The sequence below is a fragment of the Enterococcus sp. DIV1328a genome (genome assembly GCF_050536905.1).
In the GTDB taxonomy this organism is placed as follows: Bacteria; Bacillota; Bacilli; order Lactobacillales; family Enterococcaceae; genus Enterococcus; species Enterococcus faecalis.
In genome coordinates this window covers 314,310-339,451 of the sequence record NZ_CP172912.1, presented here as the reverse complement: position 1 = coordinate 339,451, position 25,142 = coordinate 314,310, and the positions used below count along the sequence as shown (strand labels likewise).

General features: G+C 37.2%; 26 protein-coding genes. 6 read left to right on the top strand and 20 right to left on the bottom strand.

The features are described 5' to 3' along the window. Position 1: 1 nt before the first annotated feature. Complete coding sequence (menB, locus tag IGL93_RS01760) at positions 2 to 871, bottom strand: 1,4-dihydroxy-2-naphthoyl-CoA synthase (RefSeq protein ID WP_002383695.1); 870 nt, start codon at positions 869 to 871, stop codon at positions 2 to 4. A 110-nt stretch (positions 872 to 981) separates the two neighbouring features. Here menB and IGL93_RS01755 point away from each other — a divergent pair, with 110 nt between their 5' ends. Then, positions 982 to 1,362, top strand: coding sequence for a PaaI family thioesterase (locus IGL93_RS01755; protein WP_002366104.1), 381 nt, complete (start codon positions 982 to 984; stop codon positions 1,360 to 1,362). A 69-nt stretch (positions 1,363 to 1,431) separates the two neighbouring features. On the opposite strand, the gene IGL93_RS01750 is transcribed toward IGL93_RS01755, so the two are convergent. Beyond that, entirely contained in the window at positions 1,432 to 2,031 is a 600-nt protein-coding gene (locus IGL93_RS01750; protein ID WP_002355317.1) for a LysM peptidoglycan-binding domain-containing protein, read from the bottom strand. 817 nt (positions 2,032 to 2,848) lie between these two features. On the opposite strand from IGL93_RS01750, the gene IGL93_RS01745 reads away from it, so the two are divergent. Together IGL93_RS01745 and IGL93_RS01740 are read left to right on the top strand one after the other, a co-directional pair. Beyond that, positions 2,849 to 4,330, top strand: a complete 1,482-nt coding sequence (locus tag IGL93_RS01745; protein ID WP_002355315.1) for a peptide MFS transporter — start codon at positions 2,849 to 2,851, stop codon at positions 4,328 to 4,330. A 106-nt stretch (positions 4,331 to 4,436) separates the two neighbouring features. Beyond that, positions 4,437 to 4,637 carry a hypothetical protein gene (locus IGL93_RS01740; protein ID WP_002355314.1) on the top strand — a complete coding sequence of 67 codons (201 nt, stop codon included), beginning with the start codon at positions 4,437 to 4,439 and terminating at the stop codon, positions 4,635 to 4,637. Between the two features lie 83 nt (positions 4,638 to 4,720). Here IGL93_RS01740 and IGL93_RS01735 read toward each other — a convergent pair whose 3' ends face one another. From IGL93_RS01735 to rhaB, 6 genes are all read right to left on the bottom strand, one after another. Next, positions 4,721 to 5,557, bottom strand: coding sequence for a sugar phosphate isomerase/epimerase family protein (locus IGL93_RS01735; protein WP_010713575.1), 837 nt, complete (start codon positions 5,555 to 5,557; stop codon positions 4,721 to 4,723). A 1-nt stretch (position 5,558) separates the two neighbouring features. Beyond that, complete coding sequence (locus tag IGL93_RS01730; RefSeq protein WP_002358417.1) at positions 5,559 to 6,437, bottom strand: AraC family transcriptional regulator; 879 nt, start codon at positions 6,435 to 6,437, stop codon at positions 5,559 to 5,561. 250 nt (positions 6,438 to 6,687) lie between these two features. Beyond that, the gene (gene rhaM, locus IGL93_RS01725; protein WP_002386088.1) at positions 6,688 to 6,999 is read right to left on the bottom strand and encodes an L-rhamnose mutarotase; all 312 of its coding nucleotides are present in this window, start codon (positions 6,997 to 6,999) and stop codon (positions 6,688 to 6,690) included. Then, positions 6,996 to 7,844 carry a rhamnulose-1-phosphate aldolase gene (gene rhaD / locus IGL93_RS01720; RefSeq protein WP_002385339.1) on the bottom strand — a complete coding sequence of 283 codons (849 nt, stop codon included), beginning with the start codon at positions 7,842 to 7,844 and terminating at the stop codon, positions 6,996 to 6,998. The genes rhaM and rhaD overlap by 4 nt, the downstream gene beginning before the upstream one ends. 27 nt (positions 7,845 to 7,871) lie before the next feature. Continuing rightward, positions 7,872 to 9,158 (bottom strand): L-rhamnose isomerase, encoded by a 1,287-nt coding sequence (gene rhaA / locus IGL93_RS01715; protein WP_002355309.1) that lies wholly within the window; start codon positions 9,156 to 9,158, stop codon positions 7,872 to 7,874. After that, entirely contained in the window at positions 9,155 to 10,666 is a 1,512-nt protein-coding gene (gene rhaB / locus IGL93_RS01710; protein WP_025192075.1) for a rhamnulokinase, read from the bottom strand. The genes rhaA and rhaB overlap by 4 nt, the downstream gene beginning before the upstream one ends. Before the next feature lie 119 nt (positions 10,667 to 10,785). Here rhaB and IGL93_RS01705 point away from each other — a divergent pair, with 119 nt between their 5' ends. Continuing rightward, entirely contained in the window at positions 10,786 to 11,658 is an 873-nt protein-coding gene (locus tag IGL93_RS01705; RefSeq protein ID WP_002386087.1) for a helix-turn-helix domain-containing protein, read from the top strand. 147 nt (positions 11,659 to 11,805) lie between these two features. Here IGL93_RS01705 and IGL93_RS01700 read toward each other — a convergent pair whose 3' ends face one another. The 10 genes from IGL93_RS01700 to IGL93_RS01655 form a co-directional block, all read right to left on the bottom strand. Further along, positions 11,806 to 13,101 carry a TRAP transporter large permease gene (locus tag IGL93_RS01700; protein WP_002375834.1) on the bottom strand — a complete coding sequence of 432 codons (1,296 nt, stop codon included), beginning with the start codon at positions 13,099 to 13,101 and terminating at the stop codon, positions 11,806 to 11,808. 35 nt (positions 13,102 to 13,136) lie between these two features. Beyond that, positions 13,137 to 13,613 carry a TRAP transporter small permease gene (locus IGL93_RS01695; protein ID WP_002355305.1) on the bottom strand — a complete coding sequence of 159 codons (477 nt, stop codon included), beginning with the start codon at positions 13,611 to 13,613 and terminating at the stop codon, positions 13,137 to 13,139. 14 nt (positions 13,614 to 13,627) lie between these two features. Beyond that, on the bottom strand, positions 13,628 to 14,635 hold the full coding sequence (locus IGL93_RS01690; protein ID WP_002358408.1) for a TRAP transporter substrate-binding protein: 1,008 nt from the start codon (positions 14,633 to 14,635) through the stop codon (positions 13,628 to 13,630). Between the two features lie 20 nt (positions 14,636 to 14,655). Further along, the gene (locus IGL93_RS01685) at positions 14,656 to 15,762 is read right to left on the bottom strand and encodes a glycoside hydrolase family 88/105 protein (protein WP_002385348.1); all 1,107 of its coding nucleotides are present in this window, start codon (positions 15,760 to 15,762) and stop codon (positions 14,656 to 14,658) included. A 229-nt stretch (positions 15,763 to 15,991) separates the two neighbouring features. After that, entirely contained in the window at positions 15,992 to 16,780 is a 789-nt protein-coding gene (locus tag IGL93_RS01680; RefSeq protein WP_002362994.1) for a gluconate 5-dehydrogenase, read from the bottom strand. Positions 16,781 to 16,801: 21 nt separating this feature from the next. Beyond that, entirely contained in the window at positions 16,802 to 17,641 is an 840-nt protein-coding gene (gene kduI / locus IGL93_RS01675; RefSeq protein ID WP_002355301.1) for a 5-dehydro-4-deoxy-D-glucuronate isomerase, read from the bottom strand. A gap of 12 nt (positions 17,642 to 17,653) precedes the next feature. Then, complete coding sequence (locus tag IGL93_RS01670; protein ID WP_002385349.1) at positions 17,654 to 18,661, bottom strand: sugar kinase; 1,008 nt, start codon at positions 18,659 to 18,661, stop codon at positions 17,654 to 17,656. 4 nt (positions 18,662 to 18,665) lie between these two features. Further along, on the bottom strand, positions 18,666 to 19,313 hold the full coding sequence (locus IGL93_RS01665; RefSeq protein WP_002397542.1) for a bifunctional 4-hydroxy-2-oxoglutarate aldolase/2-dehydro-3-deoxy-phosphogluconate aldolase: 648 nt from the start codon (positions 19,311 to 19,313) through the stop codon (positions 18,666 to 18,668). A 160-nt stretch (positions 19,314 to 19,473) separates the two neighbouring features. Continuing rightward, complete coding sequence (locus IGL93_RS01660; RefSeq protein WP_002355294.1) at positions 19,474 to 20,226, bottom strand: IclR family transcriptional regulator; 753 nt, start codon at positions 20,224 to 20,226, stop codon at positions 19,474 to 19,476. Between the two features lie 130 nt (positions 20,227 to 20,356). After that, positions 20,357 to 20,824: a MerR family transcriptional regulator gene (locus tag IGL93_RS01655; protein WP_002383688.1), complete on the bottom strand. Its 468-nt coding sequence runs from the start codon at positions 20,822 to 20,824 to the stop codon at positions 20,357 to 20,359. A 100-nt stretch (positions 20,825 to 20,924) separates the two neighbouring features. Here IGL93_RS01655 and IGL93_RS01650 point away from each other — a divergent pair, with 100 nt between their 5' ends. Both IGL93_RS01650 and IGL93_RS01645 read left to right on the top strand, forming a co-directional pair. Next, positions 20,925 to 22,442, top strand: a complete 1,518-nt coding sequence (locus tag IGL93_RS01650) for an MDR family MFS transporter (RefSeq protein WP_025192642.1) — start codon at positions 20,925 to 20,927, stop codon at positions 22,440 to 22,442. After that, positions 22,442 to 23,146, top strand: a complete 705-nt coding sequence (locus IGL93_RS01645; protein ID WP_002364955.1) for a DUF4811 domain-containing protein — start codon at positions 22,442 to 22,444, stop codon at positions 23,144 to 23,146. The genes IGL93_RS01650 and IGL93_RS01645 overlap by 1 nt, the downstream gene beginning before the upstream one ends. A 54-nt stretch (positions 23,147 to 23,200) precedes the next feature. Here the strand turns inward: IGL93_RS01645 and IGL93_RS01640 are convergent, their stop codons facing one another. After that, a complete protein-coding gene (locus IGL93_RS01640) occupies positions 23,201 to 24,430 on the bottom strand; it encodes an ABC transporter permease (RefSeq protein ID WP_002355288.1) in 1,230 nt (409 codons plus the stop codon). Then, a complete protein-coding gene (locus tag IGL93_RS01635) occupies positions 24,427 to 25,137 on the bottom strand; it encodes an ABC transporter ATP-binding protein (protein WP_002383683.1) in 711 nt (236 codons plus the stop codon). Before IGL93_RS01635 ends, IGL93_RS01640 begins: the two co-directional genes overlap by 4 nt. Positions 25,138 to 25,142 lie beyond the last annotated feature (5 nt).

Genomic DNA, 25,142 nt, shown 5'->3' with positions numbered 1-25,142 from the left:
TTTATGGGAATTTAGGGAATTGATCGAAATCTGGTGTCCGTTTTTCTTTAAATGCATCTCGGCCTTCTTGTGCTTCAGCCATTGTATAGTAAAGAAGTGTCGCATCACCAGCTAATTGTTGCACACCAGCCAAGCCATCTGTATCGGCATTTAAAGAGGCTTTAATCATCCGTAAAGCAATCGGGCTTTTGGTTAACATTTCTTCTGCCCACTCCATTGTCACATCTTCTACTTGATCCAATGGAACAACGGTATTAATCCAGCCCATATCTAAAGCTTCTTGAGCAGAATACTGTTTACACATAAACCAAACTTCTTTCGCTTTTTTATGGCCGATAACGCGCGCCAAGTAACCTGAGCCGTATCCACCATCAAAGCTACCGACATTTGGTCCTGTTTGCCCAAACTTAGCATTTTCAGCCGCAATTGTTAAATCACAAACTAATTGTAAAACATTGCCGCCGCCAATGGACCAGCCTTTCACCATTGCGATGACTGGTTTGGGAATGACACGGATTAACCGTTGTAAATCTAACACATTCAAACGTGGAATGTTGTCTTCGCCAACGTAACCACCATTACCTCGAACTTTTTGATCGCCACCAGAACAGAATGCTTGGTCACCTGCGCCTGTTAAAATAATAACCCCGACATCTTCTTTATCACGACTAATGTTGAATGCATCAATCATTTCCATGACTGTTTTTGGTGTGAATGCGTTGTGAACATGCGGGCGGTTGATAGTAATTTTTGCTACTTTGCCTTCTTGCTCAAATAAAATTTCATCATATTCTTTAATTGTTGTCCAGTTTCTCATTAGGAAACCTCCTTCATTAATCTCATCTTTTCTATTATACACAAGAATCGGCACTTTAGAGAAAAAGTCGCTTGAATTTTAAGAAAAAACATGGCTATTTCAAATTTTCTTCATTCCTGTATAATAAATAAAAAACCTTTTATTCTCTCTTTTATTAGAAAGGACTGATTACTATTCATCTTTTAGAGTATTTAGGCATCACGATTCAACAGGTTTCTGCTGAGAAATGTCAGCTTACTTTAGCGGTAAAAGACGTGCATAAACAACCCTATGGCCTTGTCCACGGGGGCTTAAACGGCGTCTTAATTGAAACTGCCTGTAGTTTAGGTGCGAACGAAAACGTTCCTGAAAACACTTTTGCTGTCGGCATAGACTTACAAGTAAATCATCTTCGCAGTGTCCATGATGGTAGCCTTACCGTGATTGCGACGCCCAATCACTCGGGAAAGACCCTTCAAGTTTGGGAAGCAAAAATTTATAACGCAGACCACCAATTGACGAGCGTGGGGCGTTGTACCTTAACAAATCGACAAAAAAAACAGTAATCTTTACAGGTTACTGTTTTTTTGTTTATGGTTTTTAATAAGTAATTAGATTACTTCGTTTATTTAATTTTAGTACCAACCATTTGCTAACCAGAATGATTTAGCTGCATCCCATGAACCATAGCGACCTGCTACGTACTGATCTGCCACGCGTTCTTGGTTGGCAGGTGAATAGTCACCATTTAAATAAGAGGCAGATAATTGGTAACGACCGATATACTGACCGTTTGTTGCATCGTAAGAACCACTAGATTCACGTTGTGCGATCCACTCTTTTGCATCACTGCTTGCGGCAGGTGCTGCTGGTTGCGCTACTTCTTGAGCAACAGGTTGTTGTACTTCTTGTTGTACTGGTTGTGCAACAGGTTGTTCAACTACTTGTTGCACTGGTGCAACTTCTACAGCTGGTGCTGGAGTATTAGCAACTTCTTTTTCTGAACGAATAACTAATTGTTCTCCTTCAAAAATTAAATCAAGGTTTGGCAATTTGTTATCAGAAGCAATTTTTTGAATTAAGCTATTGTCTCCTGCAAATTGATGAGAAATTGTTGATAAAGTATCTCCTGCTTTAACTGTATATAAGCTTTCTGCGTTTGCGTCTGTTCCTAAGAATAATCCTAAACCTGCGGCCAAAGTTGTTCCAAGTAAAATCGTTTTGATTGATTTCATGTATGTTTCTCCTTTGTAATTAAAAATATTTGATTGTTGCTCTTAGCACTCGGCAACAACCACGTCTGCTTCGCTTTATCGAAACGACTTCACATACTTTATCATCGAATGGCCGGCCGTAGGTGAATATCTCGTGACAATTTATTACTAGAATGTCGGTTTTGTTACATTTTGTAATAAAAAGCTGCTGGAAGCTTGATATTATCCTGTTTATATTTTGCGAAAAAAAGTTAAAAAAACAGGATTTTATTTTTGAGAAACCGTTTTCTAACCCTTGATTAGCCCTTAAATGTCGGTTTTTTTACATTCGTTTCAGTCAAAAAGTAACAAAATGTTAAATATACTAGACATGAGAATGTTTTTTTCAAAAACTCACGCCTAAAAAGAACAGGTGTTTTCTTTGAATTTTTTTATCATTCACTATTTTTATTTTTCCTTCTATTATATAGATAAATTTTTTGTCGTATTCATTTTTCGATTCTGAAAAAACACTAAGCACTTCCTATTGAAACAAAAAGAGTTAAACAAAAAAATCTTATATTTTGCTTGTTATTTATTCATTTTAATCTTATTCAAAAAAGGAACAGCTAAAGCAACTATGAAAACAAAGTATTGAAAATAAAGCAGAATAAATATTCATTTTTATCATAATTCACGAATAAAAAATAAATAATCATTCGAATGCTTGTTATTTAAAAACGTAATCAGTTTTTTCTCTTTCTATTTTCCAATCTATGAGTAATAAAATATATGAATCTACATTTAAGTCATTTTATTATCAAATATTCTGAATATTATAAGAATTGGAGTTTTATCTATGAGTGACAAAGAACAACTTGAGAAATTAGACAAATCCTTTCTGGGACAACCGAAAGGACTAGCAACACTGTTCTTCACAGAAATGTGGGAACGTTTCAGTTACTACGGCATGCGTGCTATTCTAATGTATTACATTTACGATACCGTAGCCAATGGCGGTTTAGGTCTCCCCAAAGCAACTGCCTTAGCCATCATGTCCATTTATGGATCAATGGTTTTCATGTCCAGTATCATTGGCGGTTGGGTCTCTGACCGTGTCTTAGGTTCAAGGAAAACTGTTTTTATTGGTGGTTTGTTAATCATTGCTGGACATATTGTTCTCGCTACCCCATTTGGTGTCCCCGCCTTATTCGTTTCTATTATGTTAATTGTATTTGGGACTGGGATGTTAAAACCAAACGTTTCAGGGATGGTTGGCCATCTTTATTCAAAAACTGACTTACGTAGAGATGCAGGCTTCTCCATTTTTTACATGGGGATTAATATCGGAGCCTTAATCGCTCCCCTTGTTGTCGGAACTTTAGGACAAGAATATAATTATCATTTAGGCTTTTCCGTTGCCGCAGTAGGGATGTTCTTCGGGCTACTACAATATTATTTCCAAGGACGTAAATCTCTGGCTGGAATTGGTCAGGCCCCAACTAATCCAATGTCTAAAGAAGAGCAAAAGAAATTTGCTAAAGCATTTATGTTGGCAATTGTCGTTGCTTTACTTATTTTTGGTGGCGCCTATGTCACAGGACATTTAACAATTGATTTCTTTATTAATACCATCAGCGTGTTAGGAATCCTGTTACCTGTTTATTATTTCAGCAAAATGTTAACGTCTAAAGATGTCACTGCTGAAGAAAAACCAAAAGTTCTGGCTTACTTGCCATTATTCTTAGCAGCAATTGTTTTCTGGTCATTGGAAGAACAAGGTTCGTCTATTCTTGCTCTATTTGCAAATGAACGGACGCAAACGAGTTTGTTTGGCTTCCCGATTGCCGCTAGCTGGTTCCAATCATTAAATCCTGTATTCGTAGTTATTTTGACCCCTATTTTTGTTACATTATGGACAAAACTAGGTAAACGTCAACCATCAACAGTTGTGAAGTTTTCACTAGGGCTAGTCTTTGCTGGTCTTTCCTTCGTCTTATTAATGTTGCCAGGTCTACTTTATGGTACCGAAGGACGGGTGAGTCCACTTTGGTTATTCTTTAGTTTCTTCATTATGATTGTCGGAGAAATGTGTTTATCTCCCGTTGGCTTATCGATTACTACAAAATTAGCACCGAAAGCTTTCGAAGCTCAAACCGTTGCTATTTGGTTATTAGCAGATGCCGCTTCACAAGCCATTAACGCTCAAATTGCTCGTTTCTATACACCTGGAACAGAGTCAGCATATTTTGGGATTGTCGGACTTGTAGCTGTCGTTGCTGGGATTCTCTTATTCATTGTGAAAAAACCAATCCAAAACTTAATGGGTGACGTCCGTTAAACCGTCAAAAAAGTTGCCTTTCTCTTTTTTGAAAGGCAACTTTTTTATACAGCGTTTTGATAACGTTTTCATCAAGTGGTATACTAAATAGAAGGAGGACGAGGACATGCGTTACTTAATTGGCGGTATTTTTTTATTGATTAGTATCTGGCAATTCATTGTTACTGGACGGACATTTTCCTACTTAAAGAAAGAGGGTGGCAAAAGAACCTCACCATTTATTCTGTTAGGACTATGGAGTAGCTTAGTGTTTGCTATTATTTCATTTGCTGTGGCGATTGCTTCTTTCTTTTATGTGAGTTTTTAAGGCAAGTATATTTTATATTTTTTCTTATTAAGCAACGAAAAACATCTCAAAAAATCGAGATGTTTTTTGTTGCACATTTTTATCTAAATGGAATGATATTGCGAAACTTTTTGATAGGCACTTGCTATTTTTTCAAATGGTGTTTCCTCAAAAATAGTGAACAGTCCGGGCTTATGTTTATTCAAAAATTGAATGGTTTCTTTAAGAGGTACCTGCCCTTCGCCAATGGCTACCGGAAATATCTGCTGATTTCTTATAATGAAATCTTTCAAATGAAAAGCAACGATTTTTTCACCAAAACACTCAAACGCTTCTTCTACTATTTCCAAATACGTTTTATCTATATCTACTCGAATTAAGTTGGTAGGATCCAAAATAATGCCTAAATTAGTTGAAGCAACCTCGTCAATCAATCGTTGCATTTTTTCAATTGTATGAATTGGATGATTGATTCCTGGTTCAATCCCAACAATTATCCCATACTTTTCAGCTTCTCGACATAATCTTCTAACAGAAAATAAAACTTCTTCGTAGGCTTCTTCTGTATAATTATCTTCAGTGTAATAAATCGTTTCATATATACTGCCTGTTTCAGTTGCAACGATTTTTGCCCCAAACATTGAAGCGTAACGAATGTATGTTTCAAATTGATGCAGTCGTTTTTCTCGCTCTTCTAAATCTGGATGAATCAGATTAATATAACAACTTAGGACACTAATCGTAATCTTTTCATCTTCGAAAATATTCTTCAATTGGCTTCCTAGTCCTGGAGATAGAACAGCAGCACTTGCATATTCTGGATAAGAAATACCTAAGGCAAATTGAATTGAAGTTATGTTCGTTTCAGCAATTTTTTTAGCCAATTCCACAGGAGATATTTGGGTGCCAACATCATGGGCACGTACTGCAAGTGTCAACATTTTATTCAAGCCTCACTTTCTTGATAGATTCTTCGTAATGATCAAAATGAATGATCTGATTATTCTTATGTTGCACCAAAAATTCTTTCGGTGTCATATTAAACTCTTTTTTAAAAGATTTCAAAAAGTGTGGATATGATTTAAATCCACATTTCAGGTAAACATCACTAGCACTGCGATATTCTTTTAATAACTGTTTAGCGTAAAGTAGTTTCTTTTTCAGCACAAATTGATGGAAAGTAAATCCTGTATGTTTCTTAAATTCCCGCGTTACATAATACTTAGTCACAAAAAAATTTTTTTCCATCTGTTCTAAGGTTAATGGTTGATCCAAATTTTGAGAAATGTAGGTAATCATTGCTTCAATTCGTTCATTTTCAATCATTTGTTTTGGTTGGCTCTCATTCTCTTCTTTCAGAACTAATTGATTTAAGTAAATTAAAAAGTCTAACAGTTGTTGTTCATAACGAACATCCGCACCATATTCTTCTGGCAAAGGAGAATGATCTAACGGGGTCAAGTAGTTTGCTAATTTTGCTACATCCACTTTGATAACTTTACTACGACGCTGACCAAAATGTTGAAAACAAGCAGACAAGTTTGTCCGTTTACTAGATCGTTGTTGTAAAAAATCGGGTGTTAAAAAAATATACATCCGTTCAAAATCATCAGTACTCTGCTTAATAATTCGATGTAAATCATGATAATGAATGAGTAAAACGGTCCCTGCTTCAACATCAAATTGATGTCCATCTAAAAAGAACGTTGCTACCCCTTTTAACGTACAATGGACTTCATAAAAATCGTGGTAATGATAGATGGTTTTTTCTGGACTAACCATATCTTTTACATGAAAGATCTCATATTGATCTGAAATCATACTATTTACTTGTGATTTCCGGATTTCTTTTACACTCTTCAACAAGATTCACCTCTTTTTTAGAAGTTAACTATTTTTTGAATAAACAGTTACAGCTAATGTTGGTACAATTTATTACTTTCTGGAACAGGCGTTACCACAAAGGCTTTCTTTGTAAGTTCCAGAACAATTTCTTAAAATCAACTCCACTCAAGTAAGTTGTTTTGTGTACAATCATACGATTCACTATAACAAACTGTTCTATTTTAAATTATAGTTCAAAAACTTTTCTTAATTCAGTCGTCATCGGCGAGCAATCAGGATTTGTTTCCATAATATCTTCCATATAGTTCCACCATTTTTGATTGATTGGTGTCAGTGCTATTTGCTCCCAGCGAGCTTCATCTTCTATTTCTAAATAACCAAAAAGTGTACTGGTTTCAGGATTTAAAAAAATTTGATACTTAATTGCCCCATGTTCTTTCAGCATTTGACGCATTTCTGGCCATAACTCCTCATGACGTCGTTGATATTCGGCATGTTGATCAGGATATACTTGCATACAAAAGGCTTTTTTTATCATAGCTTTCTCCGTTTTGATACTTTCTCTTCCAAATAGCCAACTTTCGGTGTCACACCAAACGCTTCTGCTAAGCGCCATAAATCTGCATCTGAAATTGTTTGGCGAACGCCTCCTTGCGCACAAACATAAGTGTACACTTCAGCGGCTTTTTCGGCAGTTTCAATTAAACCAAATACTTCATCCATATCACGGCCAGCACCATAAATACCATGTTGCGGCCATAAAACTAAACGAGATTCTTTCATTTTTTCAGCCGTTGCTACACCAATTTCATTCGTTCCAGGAACCAACCACGGAATAATACCAACACCGTCTGGAAATACTACTAAACATTCGGTACACATTTGCCATAATGTTCTAGTAAAGACTTTTTCATCTAATTCGTGGGTAAAACTCATTGCTAATAAATGACTCGCATGATTATGCATGACAATGCGATTTTCTGGATCAACAGCTAAACGAGCAATATGGCTCATAAAATGGCTAGGTAATTCACTCGTTGGCACAGCTTCATCTTCTAAGCCCCACAATAGTTCTAATTCCTGGCCATTTTCACTAACTCGTAAAATCCCTAAGTTTTCGCTTGGTGCATCACAGACATTTTTAAAATATTTCCCTGAGCCTGTCACGATAAAATATTTTCCTGCTAATTTCGTTGCATCAAATTTCATTGGAATCTTTCGGAGCACTTGTGTTGGATTTAGAAAAGGTAAAATCTCCTCCTCTTTTAATAAATACGAAATATTTCCGCCATTTCGTTCATCCCAACCTAAACGATATAAATTTTTGGTCGTTTTGACCATTTCTTCCACAAATGGTGCTTGTAACACGTTCATTTTTTTCATTTTAGAAGTTCCTCTCGTTTGTTAATTTTATGAAAAACGACAACTATCTTTACCTGTTGGCAATTGACGAGTTGGTAAAATCACTTTTTCGTATTCTTGAACATCCGTTAACCAATCTAAGCCGATAGGTACGTGATTTTCTTGACAGTAGTAGTTCCAGATATCGGCAAATGGAAAGTCTTTTAACTCTTCCGTTAAGGCTAAACGTGTGGTAAAATCTCCTATCAATTCAGCTTCTTTTAAGACGTTTGTTGGCTCAAGCATCGCTTTCATTAACGCTTTTTGTGTATTGCGGGTGCCAATCACCCACGCGGCAACACGATTGATTGTGGCATCAAAGAAATCTAAGCCCACGTGTGTTTTTCCTAATAAATCATTGCGAACTAACTCCTTGGCAATTTCTTGTAATTCATCATCCATAATGACAACGTGGTCACTATCCCAGCGAACTGGACGACTGACATGTAATAGCATTCCTTCGCCAAATAAGGATAATGAAGATAACTTATTAGAAATCACTTCTGTTGGATGAAAATGACCAGCATCTAAACAAATTAATTTATTCCGCGTTAAACCGTAGCCCATATAAAATTCATGAGACCCAACTGTATAGGCTTCTGAACCAATCCCAAAGAGCTTGCTTTCCACCGCATCGACTGTATAAGCTGGATCAATTTCCTCTGAAAAAATTTCATCTAGCGAAGCCATTAGCCGCTTTCTCGGCGTTAAACGATCAACTGGGTTATCTTTAAAGCCATCTGGCACCCAAAAGTTATTGACAGCTACTTGTCCTAATTCTCTTCCAAAATATTCAGCAATTCTTCGTGAACGTTTCCCATGCTCAATCCAAAAGTCTCGAACTTGCGGATTCGGATGAGCTAAAGTAAAGCCATCGCGGTACATTGGATGCGAGAAAAAGGTTGGATTAAAGTCCAATCCTAAGCCATTTTCTTTTGCCCAAGTCACCCATGGTTCAAAATGCTTTGGTTCCAGTTCGTTTAAATCCACCCTTTCCTCTGTGTCTAAATAAATAGCATGCAAATTCAATTTGTGTTTTCCTGGAATTAAAGAAAACGCTTTTTCTAAATCTTGACGTAGTTGCTGGGGACTTCGAGCAACGCCTGGATAATTCCCTGTAACTGAAATACCGCCAGAAAGTTCATCCTCACTTAAGAAGCCTCTCACATCATCTCCTTGCCACACATGCATTGAAATTTTGACATCAGCCATTTTTTCCAATACAGCTTCGGTATCTACGTCAATACTGGCATATTTTTCTTTCGCTTCTTCATATTTTTGTGTAATGGTTGTCATAATGAGCTCCTTTTCATAAATGCTTGATAGCGATTTTTTATTGTTGAATCAATTGGATTTGCTTGATAGATTTCCGTGGGAAAAGATGTTTGTATACAAGTACGAGCTGCTGGAATATCTTTAAGTTCACCTGTTGCAATCATCTGCATCAAAATATTACCTAAAGCAGTTGCTTCCCCAGGTCCCGCTTTCACTGTAACATTAGCAACATCCGCAGTTAGCTGGTTCAATAAACGATTATTGGAACCACCACCGACAACATGTAAAGTTGTAATTTTCCGTTCGATTCCTGTTAATTGAGCTAATTTTTCTAGTTCTACGCTGTAACACAATGCTAAATTATCATAAATACAACGAGCAAGTTCACTAGGGCTTTCAGGAACTGTTTGTTGTGTTTCACGGCAATAGGCTTGTAATTCAGTAATCATATTTCCCGGATTTAAAAAACGAGGATCATTTACATCAATAAATTGTTGAAATGCTGGTTCTTTTTCAGCTAAGGCGGCCAATTCAGCATAGCTATATTGGTAGTTTTGTTGCCGTGCCACTTCTTGAATTAGCCACATACCCATAATATTTTTTAAGAAACGAATTGTGTTCTGGGCGCCCCATTCATTCGTGTAATTTTCTTGGAAAGCTTCAGCAGAAATTGTTGTAACAGTCGTTTCAATGCCTAATAAAGACCAAGTACCACTGCTAATGTACGCCCAGTCATCGCCAATGCCTGGCGTACCTAAAATTGCTGAAGCTGTATCATGACTAGCTATCGTAATCAACGTTGCATTTGGTAAATCATAGTCTGGAAAAGCCGCTGTTTGCAGGTCGCCTAAAATCGTGCCCGGCTCTACTAATGTTGGAAATAGTGTTTCATCAATTCCTAGGAAATCCAGTAATTCACTTTCCCATTGTTTCGTTCCAGCATTCAACAGTTGCGTGGTGGAAGCGTTGGTTGCTTCGATGACTGCTTTTCCAGTAAAGACATAACCTAAGTAATCAGGGATTAACAACAATTGACTGGCTGCAGCCAAACGTTCCTTTTCCTCTACAAATAACTGAAAAATGGTATTAAAAGGTTGAACTTGAATCCCCGTTTGTTGGTACAATTTTTCTAATGAATAGCCTTTTGAAAAATTTGTTACAGCTGCTTCTGTCCGTCCATCTCGATAAGCAATCGGTTCGTCCAAAAGTTGTCCAGATTGATCCAGCAGACAATAGTCAACACCCCAAGTATCAATTCCAATAAAACATTCCTTGATACCTAATTGTTTAACTTTTTGCAGACCAAGCAGTAACTCATGGACTAAACTAGCCATATCCCAACGCTGATACCCATCTTTTTGATGAAAACCATTTTTAAAACGATGAATTTCTTCTATTGTTATCTGACCATTCGCTAAGCGTTGACTTTTCATTATGCGACCGCTAGAAGCGCCAATATCAACCGCTAAATAGGTTCGTTTTTCAACTTGTTCTTTTTTCACTTTGTTGATAGTTGTCAATCCTTTCACTATTTTTATTTTTTGTACGTTAGACTAACTTTATGTATTCATCATAAACAAAAAATAGCGCTTTCACCTCTCACAATTTTGAGATATAATTGTACTATCTTGGTAATTAGGAGGTTCTTATGGATTATTGGGAAAAAGCCGACTACTCTTGGTCAGACGATTCTAAGCGACATATTTTGACACCTAGCAGCAAAAGTCGCACACTTTTTTATTACATACAGGAAATTGGACAGTTTAAAGCCTCGCGCCCTTATTATACGGAGCGGGCACATTTACCATCATACTTAATTAAATTCACGCTAAATGGTACTGGGGAATTACGCTATCGTTATCATACATACAGCTTACAGAGAGGTGATTTATTCTTTATTGACTGTCGGGATTATCAATACTATCAAGCAACCAGCGAAGAGCCTTGGGAAATGGACTGGATTCATTTTGAAGGAGGAAATTCTGGTGCTTTTTTCCAAGAATTTATGAAAAATGGTTCACCAGTTTTCTCCACTAATCAGCTTCCAGAAGATAATCCTATTCATTTAATCATTCAGCAGCTATTACAATTACAAGATTTACAACATGCGCAAACTGATTACCAATCTTCCGTTTTAATTCATCAATTACTGAACGAATTATTGTTGCAAAAGTATCGTCAAGACTTTACCTACGAAACGATTCCATCATTGGTTTTGGAAATGAAAGCTTACATTGATCAACATTTCAAAGAAACAATTTCTTTAGAAGACTTGGCTCAACTCTTTCATTTAAATAAATATCAATTGAACAAAGAGTTCTCCAAATACATTGGATTACCGCCAATTAAATATCAAATTAGTAAAAAAATTTCTTATTCAAAAGATTTACTACGCTATTCTAATCAAACAGTGAAAGAAATTGCTGTAGATGTTGGTTTAGAAAACTATGCTTACTTTAGTCGATTATTTAAAAAGCGAACTGGATTAACTCCTAGTCAATACCGTAAAAGTGGCTTCTAAAAAATCTCTCTATGACACATAACGTCATAGAGAGATTTTTTATTTCTATGCCTCCTAAACTCAATATTTTATAGTAAATTACCAAATCTAGTTGATTGAACAACTTATGTTTCGCTCAATTGGGGTTGTTAGACAATTTGTATTGAATTAAGAAATTAGATTTGGTAACCACATGACAAGTTCAGGTACATATGTGATTAAAAGTAAAATTGCTAGAATTATCAGATAAAATGGAACTAGCGGTTTTAGCATTTGCTCAGCTTTAACACCCCCAACACTAGCACCAACATATAATCCTGTTCCAACAGGTGGTGTAATTGAGCCAACACACAAGTTCATAATCGCAAATAAACCAAAATGAACTGGATCTACCCCAACATTCATAACAATTGGTAAAAAGATGGGTGTAAAAATCAAAATAGCTGGACCAACATCCATAAACATTCCCACAAACAATAGGACAACGTTTACTAATAATAGAATTAAGTATTTATTGTCTGTGATTCCTAAAATAGCTGTACTGATTGCTTCTGGTATCCCTGTAAAAGCCATCGCAAAAGACATCATTGAAGAAGTTGCCAACAAGAACATAATGGTTCCGCTCATCAAGACAGCCTCTTTTAACATTTTAGGTAAATCGTTTATTTTCACTGTTTTGTAGTAAAACATTGAAATCAATAATGAGTATGCGACAGCGATTGCTGATGCTTCAATCGCTGTAAATAACCCCGTCAAAATACCGCCAATAATAATGACAATTAACAATACACTGGGAACTGCTTCTCGCAGAACCTTGCTGACTTCTCCTTTTTTTGCTTTTGCCACAGTAGGATAATTATGACGTTTTGCAATAACATAGGCTACCACCATAATTCCTAACGCCCACAAAGAACCTACCAAATAACCGCCTAAAAATAAAGAAGAAATAGAGGCCCCACCAGCCACCAATGAATACATAATAAACGCTGTACTTGGTGGAATAACCATTCCTGTAGGAGCAGAGGCAATATTTACAGCCGTTGCAAATTTCCGATCATAGCCCTCATTTACTTGTTGCGGAATTAGTACGCCACCAATAGCAGTCGATGCTGCAATTGCAGAGCTAGAAATCGAACCAAATAATGCGTTCCCTAACACATTAGTATGTGCTAGCGCGCCGGGAACACGACCAACAAATAACATAGAAAAATTTACCAACTTTTGGGCAATTCCCCCATTATTCATAATCACACCAGAAAAAATAAAAAACGGAATTGCTACGAGAGAGAAACTATTTAAACTAGAGACCATTTTTTGAGCTGAGGTAAATGCAGCTGCTTCAAAAGGAATTACTAATAACAATGTTGCAATGGAAGATGCCGCAATGCTCATACCAATTGGCATACCAACTACCAATAAGACTGCAAAAACTACAAATAAGATAATGCCTGCTTCTAAAGCCATATTTTTACTCCTATTCTTTTTCTTCTATAAACGCATTAAGAATCTTTTGATTGCGTGAATAACTCTAGCAAATTCATCAAACTATAAATAAACATCAAAACACCTGCCACTGGAACGGCTAAATAGACATAACCCATAGGAATTGCCAAAGATGGTGAAATTTGTCCTAACGTAATTACTACACCATTCCAACCGCCAAATATCATAATCACTCCTGCAAAAAGTAGGAACAACAATTGAACAATAAATTCTAAAAAGCGTTTTTGTTTCCCTTGTAATTTTTCACTTAACAAAGTTACTGCTAAATGTCCCTTTTTTCCAACCACATAAGCAGAAGCTAACATCGCCAGCCAGACCAATGCAAAGCGAACAAATTCTTCTGTTAAGGTACTAGGATTTTTTAACACTGTCCGGGCAAACACTTGGTACAAAACGACCAAAACCATTGCAGCAAGAATGATTGATCCAAGTATTTCTAAAAGTCGATTTAAAAATTTTCTAAAACCTTTCATAATTACCTCCTTAATTAGTCCGCCAACTGGCGAATAGCCTGATACAGTTCGCCATGTTCTGAGCTATTTTTGAATGATTCATGCAACGGTTGAACGAGTTTTTGGAATGGTTCACTGTCTACTTGATTGAACACAACGCCATATTCTGCTTGTGCTTTTTTCTTTTCTTCTTCAACCGCTTCTTTAAAGACCGTTTTTTCAAAAGCGGTCGATTCTTTTGCTGCTTCTTCAATCGCTTGTTCTTGTTTCGCTGTCAAACGTTCTTTTGTTCCCTCGTTCATAATCACAATATCTGGCACTCGAGTATGCTCATCATAAGAATAATACTTAGCCACACCGCCATGACCAGCTGTATATAAAACGAACTCATTATTCTCTGCACCGTTGATTAGATTAGATTGTAGAGAAGTATATACTTCCGAACTACCCATAGGTACTGGCGAACCTCCTAAAAGTTCTACCATTTTGATGGCGGTTTCACTTTGCATGACCCGAATTTTTTTACCTTTCAAATCATCTGGAGATGTAACAGGCCCTTTGCTCATATAAAAACTTCGTTGACCAGAGTCATAATAAGTTAAACCAACAAATCCTAATTTTTTTGTAGAATCATACACTGGTTGCATTAGCGCTTGATTATCCATTACTTTAAAAAAATGTTTTTCATTATCAAAAATATACGGAATGGCAAATACAGAATAATCTTTAGAAAAACTTTCTAATGCTGATCCACTGACCTTTGCAAAATCAATTGCACCAGTTTGTGTTAATTCAATTAGTTCTGTTTCTCCACCTAATTGACCATCTGGAAAGTATTCAATTTGAACTTTACCATCTGTTTTTTCCTCTACCAATTCACCGAATTTCTTCATAGAATCGATAACCGGTTGGCTATTACTAGCATACGCATAGCGCAAGACTACCGTATCATTTGCCGAAGCTTCTGTTTTGCCACAACCACTTAGCAACTGTAATCCTGCCAATACCATAACTGCTGTAAATAAAACCTTTCTTTTTTTCATGAACTTTTCTCCTTACTTTTCTAGCAATAAGAAACAAGCAATTCAGTCAAACATAGGATTGTTAATGATTGACCATAAGGCATCGCTGTCATTCCAATTGTGCGATAAAAATCTAAATTATCACCCATTCCTGTACCAACTGACACATGTTGTACTTCTCCCGTTTCATCAATCTCATTTAGTAAGCCAGCAATTGCTTTGTTTGCCACTTCTTCATATTCAGAAGAAATATATTTTTTATGAACCGCTTTTAAAATCCCATAAGCGAATCCCGCTGTAGCAGAAGATTCTAAATACGAATTTGAATCATTAATTAATGTATGCCATAAACCAGATTCATCTTGGTATTTTGCTAAAGCTGCCACTTGCGCATTGAGGGTACTTAATAAAAATTCCCGTAAACTATCTCCTTTTGGCAACTCTAAGATTTCAATAATTTCTGGAATTGCAATCGTAATCCAGCAGTTCCCTCTTGCCCACAGTGCTTCCGCATAGTTATGATTTCCCTCAAAAGTCCAACCGTGATACCATAGACCACTTTTTTTATCTTGTAAATATTTAATATGGATTAAAAATTGATGCTTTGCTTCTTCCAAATAATCGAGCCGATTCAACAACTTACCAATTTTTGCCAAAGGTAAGACAGTCATCATTAACGTATCATCCCATAATTGATTTTTATTTTCTGGTCCATATGTCGCATGTTGCAAGCCACCTTCATTCGTTCGGGGCATTTCTTCCATCACCCATTCCGCCCATTGCTCTAAGTAAGGTATATATTTAGAGTCTTTAGTGTCTTCATATAGATAAGCCATTGTTAAAAGCGGAGCCATCGTATTCACATTCTTAGGCGGCGCGCCTTCTTGCATCCGACCTTCAAACCAGTCGTTAACTACTTGTAAAGCTTTTTCACTTTTAGTATTTCGATAATTCTTATATATACCATACAACCCAACGCCTTGCGGCCAGTTCCAAATCGTCCAACTTTTGTCATCAACTTTTAAACCATCAAAATCTAACAGAAATTCACCTGTGTTATCTTTAATCGTTGTTAAATTTCTAATTAATAAGTCAATCGTTGTTTCTACTGTATCTTTTGGTATGAATTGTTCCTGTTTAATAATCATCGGCAATCAAAACTCCTTTTCCATCCCACTAGCGCAAATGAAACGCTTTCATTTTTTTGTAATTTTAGTTTAGCAAGGAATGTTAGCAAATTATATAGTTAATCTTGACGAATTACTGTCAAAAATTGACTTTTTTTAAAAATTAGATACGGTTTTTACCAATTCAATCAATGAGTAAATAACAAAAAACGGACATCCTTTTTAGGTATGTCCGCTTTTTGTTACTTATTTATGGTTGTTTTCCAATATAAGCTAAAATTCCACCATCAACATATAAGATATGTCCGTTAACAAAGTCAGAAGCGTTAGATGCTAAGAAAACTGCTGGGCCAGCTAAGTCTGCTGGTGTGCCCCAACGATTAGCAGGTGTTCGTCCCAAGATGAATTCGTTAAATGGATGCCCTGGTTCTCTTAATGGCGCCGTCTGTGGCGTTTCAATGTAGCCAGGTCCAATCCCATTACATTGAATATTATATTGTCCATATTCAGAAGCAATATTTTTCGTTAACATTTTTAGTCCGCCTTTTGCTGCCGCGTACGCACTAACTGTTTCACGACCTAGTTCACTCATCATTGAACAGATATTGATAATTTTGCCATGACCCTTTTCAATCATATCTGGAATAACCGCTTTTGCCATAATAAATGGCGCATTCAAGTCAACATCAATCACTTGACGGAACTCTTCTGCTGACATATCCACCATTGGAATTCGTTTAATAATTCCCGCATTATTGACTAAAATATCAATAGAGCCGACTTCTTCTTTAATCTGAGCAACCATCGCTTGAACTTGCTCTTCATCAGTGACATCACACACATAACCACGTGCTTCAATCCCTGCAGCCCGATAATTTTCCAAGCCTTGTTCAACTGATTCAGGAGATAAGTTATTAAAAACAATTGTTGCTCCTGCTTCAGCTAAGGATTTCGCAATCTCAAAGCCAATCCCATAAACAGCACCTGTAATTAACGCTACTTTTCCATCTAATTGAAAATCATTCATTTTAAATTCCATGTTTTCTCCTCTTTCTTTGGTTTATTTTAATTGATCCATTGCAACCATATCCATGTCTGTGTACGTAATATTTTCTCCGCACATGGCCCAAATAAAGGAATAATTACTTGTACCAACCCCAGAATGAATTGACCAGCTTGGTGAAATGGCTGCTTGTTCATTACTCATTACTAAATGTTTCGTTTCGTCTGGTTTACCCATCATGTGGAAAATCCGCGTATCTTCTTCCATATCAAAATAAACATACGCTTCCATACGACGTTCATGTGTATGACAAGGCATTGTATTCCAAGCGCTACCTGGTTCTAAAATGGTGTAGCCCATTTGTAACTGGCAACTTTCACAAACGTTCGGATGAATGTATTGGTAAATTTTACGTTGGTTCAATGTTAATGGATCACCCGTTTCCATTGGGGTAATTTCATCAATACTAATTTTTACGTTGGGATATTTGTGATGTGCTGGCACACAACTAATGTAAAATTTCGCTGGATTATCAGGGTTTTCTGAAGAAAAACGAACATGTTTTGTTTCTTTCCCAATATAATAGCCATCTTGTTTTTTCATTGTTTCTTTGGCGCCATCAATTTCAATAAAGCCTGGTCCCCCAATATTAATAACTCCTAGTTCACGACGTTCTAAGAAATAATCAACTCCTAATTCTTTGTCCAAAATAATTTCTAATTCTTCTGTGGTCGGTGTCACACCACCAAAAATCATCCGATCATTATGTGTGTAGGTTAAGCTGATTGCACCTGGAATAAAAACTTTCTCTACTAAAAATTCATCTCTCAATTGTTCTGTTGAATAGTGACGGATATCCGCCGGACTATGTGTATAACGTGTTTCCATATTTTGCATAACTAAAATCTCCTATCTATTTATTTTTCCTGAGCCCGTTGCCAAAAAAGCAAGGACTTCTTTTTGACTAAATTGATTACAATCACCATGGACAGTATGTTTTAACGCACTAGCCGCTGTCGCAAAATCAATGCAGGTTTGTGGATCATAGGCAGCTAATATGCCATGTAAAACCCCACCAGCAAACGCATCACCGGCACCGACACGGTCAACAATCGGTTGTAATCGATGACATTTGGACGTATAATACGCACCTTTGTACCATAGCGTTCCGATTAATTCATTATCTGTCGCTGAATGAACTTGACGTTTGGTTGAATAAAATACTTGAATGTTGGGATAACGTTCTTGCATTTTTCGGTAGTACCACGTTAATGCGTCTTCAAGTTCTTCCTCTGGTTCTGGAATCTCCAGTAAATAACGAGCATCTAATACCCCAGCTGAACAAATATCAACAAATGGAAGAATGGCCTTCAATGCCACGCTCGCTTCTTTCTGGGACCAAAGTTTCCCTCGATAATTAATGTCAAAACTTACTTGGCACCCTGCTTGCTTCGCTGCTTTAACTAGCGCAACCGTCATACTTTGCCAATTTTTTGATAACGCCGCTGTAATCCCTGAAATATGAAAGATCTCTACTCCTGAAAACAGCTCATGTAAGTCCCATTCCATTTCTTCGATTTGAGCAAAGCTTGAATAGGCGCGATCATAGACAACACTGGCTGCTCGTTCTCCTGTACCAGTTTCCAAGTAATACGTTCCTAGGCGTGTTCCGCCAGTTCGTACAAATTCCGTTGAAACCCCATAACGACTTAAATGCTTTTTGGCGGCTTCTCCTAACGAATTATCGGGCACTTTACTAGCAAAAGTCACTTGGTGGCCATAGTTCGCTAACGAAATCGCTACATTCGCTTCACCACCGCCGTAATGTACAGCGAAATTTTCTGTTTGTGCTACGCGTATTCCGACAGGCGTGGACAAACGCAACATGATTTCTCCCAATGTTACGACTTTCCCCATGTGCCTACACCCCTTTGATTGCTTGGAATTTTTCCATATAGGCTTGGGCAACCTCACGAACTTTTTCAAAATCCCCAGTTGCTGCTGGCGCTAACAGATTGCCACCAACACCGACAGCCGTCACACCTGCAGCAAACCACTCGGCCATATTTTCCAAACTGACACCACCCGTTGGCATAATATTTAACTGAGGCAATGGCGCTTTAAATGCCGAAATAACACTCGGTCCATAAACACTTCCCGGAAATAGTTTAATAATATCTGCTCCGCTTTTCAGTGCTTCTTTCATTTCTGTGATGGTCATACAGCCTGGCAAGTAGGGAACTTGATATAAATTGCAAATTTTAGCGGTTTCTTCATCGAAGCTTGGACTCACAATATATTCAGCCCCTGCTACAATAGCTAAACGAGCAGTCGTAGCATCCAAAACTGTCCCCGCACCAATGACTACGTCAGGATTTTCTTTGTATAACGCAACTAATTCCTGAATCACTTCTGTTGCTTGAGGAACAGTAAAGGTTAACTCAATCCCCCGCATACCGCCTGCTACAATAGCTTGACTAGCTTTTAGCGCTTCCTCTTTTGTCTTTCCGCGAACCACAGCAATCACGCCAGCATTTTCTAATTTTTGTAAAATTGATACTCGCTTCAACAGACTCCCTCATTTCTTATTTAGAAATATATATTTATTATAAAGAAATTTACAACTTCATTATACAGATAAAAAAAGAAAATGCAAACGTTTTTACAAAAATAAAAAAAGAAAGACAAACAAAAATCCCAATCGACTTTTGTTTGTCTTTCTTTTTCTACTATAATTTCGCTTCAATCGCTGCTTTTGTTGCCAAAAGGGCTTGATTAATCGTCGTTTTATTTTCCTCTGTCAAACGATATTTCGGCATGCTTACACTAAAAGCACCCGCAATTTCGCCATCTTTCATTAAAGATACTCCGCTACAGAAAATATCTTGTTCAATTTCTTCATCATCGTAAGCAACCCCCGTTTGTTGCACTTGTTTTAATTCTTTTTTCAAACGCAAGGGATTGGTAATCGTATTTTCGGTATAGGGAATTAATGTCTGCGTGTCTAAATATTGTTGCACTTGTTCTTCCGAAAATTCTGCTAAAACGGCTTTACCCATGGCCGAATTATACAAAGGTCGAGTAATTCCCACTTTCGAGGACATGCGAATGGTTTGATTTTTCGGTTCTAATTTATTGATATACAGAATTTCATTATTATTTAAAATCCCTAAATGAATGGTTTCATCGACCGTATTTTGAAGGTTTTCTAAATAAGGTACCGCAATTTCAGCTAAATCGATTTGCTCCACACTTTGATTCGCATAGCGAATCAATTTTGTTCCTAAGCGGTACGTCTTGTTCGTGTCTTTTTGAACATAGCCAATTAATGTTAAGGTTTCTAAAATTTTGATTGCCGTTGATGCCGTCATTTCGGTATTCTTTGCAATTTCCTGTAAGGTTTGATCGGGTTGTAAACTTAGACAGTCCATGATTTTAGCCGCTTTTAACAAGACTGTTCCGTAAGGTTTTGTTTCTTTCATCGAAACCCTCCTTTTCCATATAAGAAATTATATAGAAAAATAAAGAAATTGCAAGAAAAAAAGAACTCGAAGATTCATTCAGTAACGTTTTACTTTCACTTCAGGTCTTTCTCCCAGTCCTATTTCATTCTTATTTTCTTTTCTTTAACTCATCAGAAACATCTGCATCCTTAGGAATTAAAAGATACTCACTGACTTCTGTGGTTTCATTAAATACGACATATAATTTTTGTTCTTCATCGAAATCGCCTAAATCAATCGCTACGTAATTAGGACAAACTTCTGAGATACCATGAAACATTTGACTAAAGATTTTTTTCGTCATCCCCACATTACGATGCTGCTCTTCTGCTTTTTCCACCGCACTTTGTAACGTATATCCTTCATCTAAAAAACGCTTGATCCAATGCACTTTGACGACTGTATGTAACCGATATTTCCGTGGACCGTTTGCATCTTTCGCAATGGAAGAAATATACCCTTTTTCTTCCCAATAACGAAGTTGACGTGGCGAAACTTCAGCAATTTCACTTAGTTCACTAATTCCTATCAACAAATTCTCTTCATTTAACAAACGCTGAATCATTTTTGACCACATTAGTTTAACTTCCTTTCCCTTATCCTTTCCTTAATTGTAGTTTTTTTTACACCTTTGTCAAGTAAGTTGACAAAGATTCTAATTAGTTGTAAAGTAGTTAATGCAATTTAATTTGAAACTTACAGAAAAAGGAGCGATATATGTGACTTCACAACAACCTGTGGATATTCACGGAAAACCTTATAACCGGTCGTTACTAGTCGGCGTTTTACTAATCGGAACATTTTGTACGATTTTAAACCAAACACTTTTAACGACGGCCTTACCTACATTAATGAAAGAATTTGATATCTCAGCTTCAAGTGTACAGTGGCTAACCACTGGATTCCTACTTGTGAACGGCATTATGATTCCCATCAGTGCTTGGTTGATTAACAAATTCAGTTCAAAAAAATTATACATAACAGCGATGTCAACGTTCTTAATCGGAACCATCATCTGTTTTGTAGCGCAAGACTTCGGCATGTTATTGACTGGACGTCTTGTTCAAGCCGCAGGGGTCGGCGTATCTATGCCTCTTTTACAAACAATTATGCTTTCAATTTTCCCGCCTGAAAAACGTGGCGCTGCCATGGGCACAACGGGAATTGTTATCGGATTAGCACCCGCTTTAGGTCCAACATTATCTGGTTGGATTATTGATTCTTATACATGGCGTGACCTTTTTGGGATGGTCATTCCAATTGTTGTTTTAGTCCTAATTTTGGCTTCATTTTTAATGAAAAATGTCATCCAATTATCTAATCCAAGTATCGATGTCTTATCGGTCATTCTTTCTACTCTCGGATTCGGTAGCTTACTTTACGGCTTCTCAAGCGTTGGTGATAAAGGTTGGGGTAGCCCGCAAGTCTATGGATTCTTAATTGTTGGTGCGATTGTTTTATGTCTTTTTACATATCGACAATTGCATTTAGAACAACCTTTCTTAGAATTACGCGTTTTTAAATCAAAAGTCTTTACTGTCGCAGCCATTTTATCTGGCGTAACCAACATGGCAATGATTGGTGCCGAAATGGTTTTACCTTTGTATATCCAAAATATTCGTGGTGAATCTGCCTTCCATTCAGGGTTAATGCTTTTACCAGGAGCGTTAGTCATGGGACTTATGATGCCAGTAACGGGTCGCATTTTTGATAAAATTGGTGCCCGTCGTCTTGCGATTACCGGGATGTTTATTTTAACAGCTGCAACGTTACCGTTTGCTTTCTTAACAAAAGCAACACCTATTATTTATATCATTGTCCTATATGCGATTCGGATGTTTGGTATTTCGATGGTCATGATGCCTGTGACAACTTCTGGCATGAATGCTTTACCAATGAATTTATTAAGTCACGGAACTGCTGTAAACAACACCTTCCGACAAGTAGCCAGCTCAATTGGAACAGCTGTTTTGATTAGTGTTTTAACAAATGTTACCAAAGACGGCTTACCTGCATCAGACTTATTAAAAACAGCCCCACTCGCTTATCGCGACCAAGCAACAAACGCAACATTAAACGGTTATCACGCAGCCTTCTTCGTGGCAACAATCTTTGGCGTTCTCGGCTTTGCGATTACTTTCTTCTTAAATAAAAAAGAAGCGATGCCTGTTAAGGAAGTAGGTGCAATGAAATAATGATTATTTTCCTTTTAATCCTTTGCGTGTTAGGCTTTGCCTACACAAATGTATTTGGCCGAAAAGTTTGGCATAAATGCTGTATGGTTATTTTTGGTTTAGGCTTCTTAGCTTCGTTAAGTCTTATCGTTTTAAACGATAAAGATCATTTTGGTATGACCGAAGTTACTCAGGACAAAACGTTTGAACTAAAAAGCAGTAGTTCAAGTAAAGATGGCCCCAACATGTTATTGTACCAGCCGTTGGGCGATGGTTCCGAAAAAGTTTATTTATATAACACACCAGATAAAAAGAAACTACAAAAAACAGGAACGGAAAACGTCACAAACACAGTTCAAAAAGATGCTCAAAAAGCCACATTAGTCCAAAAAACGACGAAATGGTCCTATCAAGAGTCTTGGGCCAAAACACTATTTGGCCTTGCTGACAACGATAACCAATTTGCAAAACAAGAAAACACCTTCAACGTTGCTAGTGACTGGCTAGTTTTAAGTGCTGATCAAGCAAAAAAATTAGGCGAATATATGGAACAACATGCCGCTGATATCAAAAAAGAAGGGACTGAAACAGTTGGCAAAAAAATGATGGCTGCTATGATGGCGAATCCATCAATGTCCCAAGAAGAACAAGCGAAACTCACCGAACAATATACCAAAGAGTTTCAACAAGAATTGATTCAGAAAATTCTTAGTGACATGAAATAAAAAAGCGAGCTTGATAAGATCATCAAAAAAGATGTGACTACCAAGCTCTTCTTTTTAATTATAAATCGCTTTAATCGGATCCATCCTCGAGGCACCAATTGCTGGAATAATCCCGAAAAAGATACCTGTGAAGACCGAAACCAATGTTGAAATAGCAAAGATGGACGGCGTAATAATTGGCGTAATCGAAATATACCCACCGACCACAGTTGCCAATAAGTAGCCGCAGCCGACACCAATCAAACCACCAATCAATGTGATAAACGCTGCTTCCATTAAAAATTGGAATAAAATGACTCGTGGTTTAGCACCAATGGCCCGACGAATCCCGATTTCTCGTTTCCGTTCCGTGACAGACACATACATGATGTTCATGACGCCAATTCCCCCGACTAATAGGGAGATTGCAGTAATTGCCATCAGAAACATTGTCATACCCGTGACCATTTCTTCCATTTGTTGTTGGAGTTGTTGGTCTTGGTCGTTTTCTTTAAACGTTCCTTTCACTTCAGGATGATTTTCACTTAAAATAGTGATTGCCTGTCCTAAAATTGCTTCACGGTCCGCTCCCTCACGAACTTTAATATTGATGCCGCTAATTGCTTTTGTTTTCGCTAATTTATTATATGATTCTCGAGAAACAAAACTACTCATAGCAGTTGCCCAATCATCGTTCATGCCCAAACTATCTAAATCTTTTGGTGCTAAAATACCAATCACCTTGTACATATAACCACCAATTGAAACAGCTTTTCCAATGAGTTGGCTAGGATCATCAAGCCGAATTTGCGCTTCAAAGATATCATGATTTAAGACAATCGCATCTGTATTTGCATCGCTCGGTTGAAAATCACGACCATATAAAATATCATTCTGCCCTTTAGTCGACGTAATGGATAAATTCGCCTGCGCCCCAAAATAATCCATTGGTACAAACAAATTGTCTCCGCCCCCCATCATTGATTCACCATATTGAGGATAAATACTTTCAATTCCTTGAATGTCTTGTAATTTCTTCAAGTCCACTCGGCTAAACGTATAATCTGGCTCTTCATAGGACATAAAATTGTCACTGCTACCATCCGACATTGTATAATGAATCTTCAAAACATCCGCGTTCACTGCACTGGATGCCTTCACAACTTGACGCTTCATCCCTTCACCTAGCGCAGAAATCGTTACGACTGATGTAATCCCAATAATAATCCCGACCATCGTTAAAAATACCCGCAACTTATGCGCCTTTAAGCTTAAAAAAGTACTAACAAATAAATTAGCAATCATCTAATCACCTCTTCTTCCAAAAAGCGACCATCTTTCATATGAATCACTCGTGAGGCATATTTTTTCATATCTTCATCATGTGTCACCATGACAATTGTTTTGCCCTGTTCATTCAATTCTTTCAATAATTCCATGATTTCTGTACCCGTTTCACTATCCAATGCCCCAGTCGGTTCATCAGCCATAATCAATAATGGATCATTCACCAAGGAACGAGCAATGGCTACTCTTTGTTGCTGTCCTCCAGAAAGTTCAGTAACTTTTGATTTGGCTTTTGTTTCCAAACCGACAATTTTTAGGTATTTTTCAGCAATCGCTTTTTTCTCAGCGCGGCTTTTTTTCCCTTCATAAACACAGGGCAATTGAACATTTTGACTAACATTTAAAGAATTAATCAAGAAAAATTGTTGAAAAATAAACCCTAGATATTCATTGCGAAAGGCTGATTTTTTATTTTCAGACAATTTTGAAACATCTGTTCCTGAGAAATGATAGCTTCCGTCTGTTAAGCGATCCAAGAAACCGATAATGTTCATCAGTGTTGTCTTACCGCTGCCGGACTTCCCCATGATTAAAATGAACTCTCCTTGATGGATGGTCAAGTTCAATTCTTTTAAAACATGTAGTTTTTCCTTACCTACCGGATAGAACTTGTTAATGTCCCGCAATTCAATGAGGGGTTGATTTGTATTATTTGCTTCCACCATCAAGC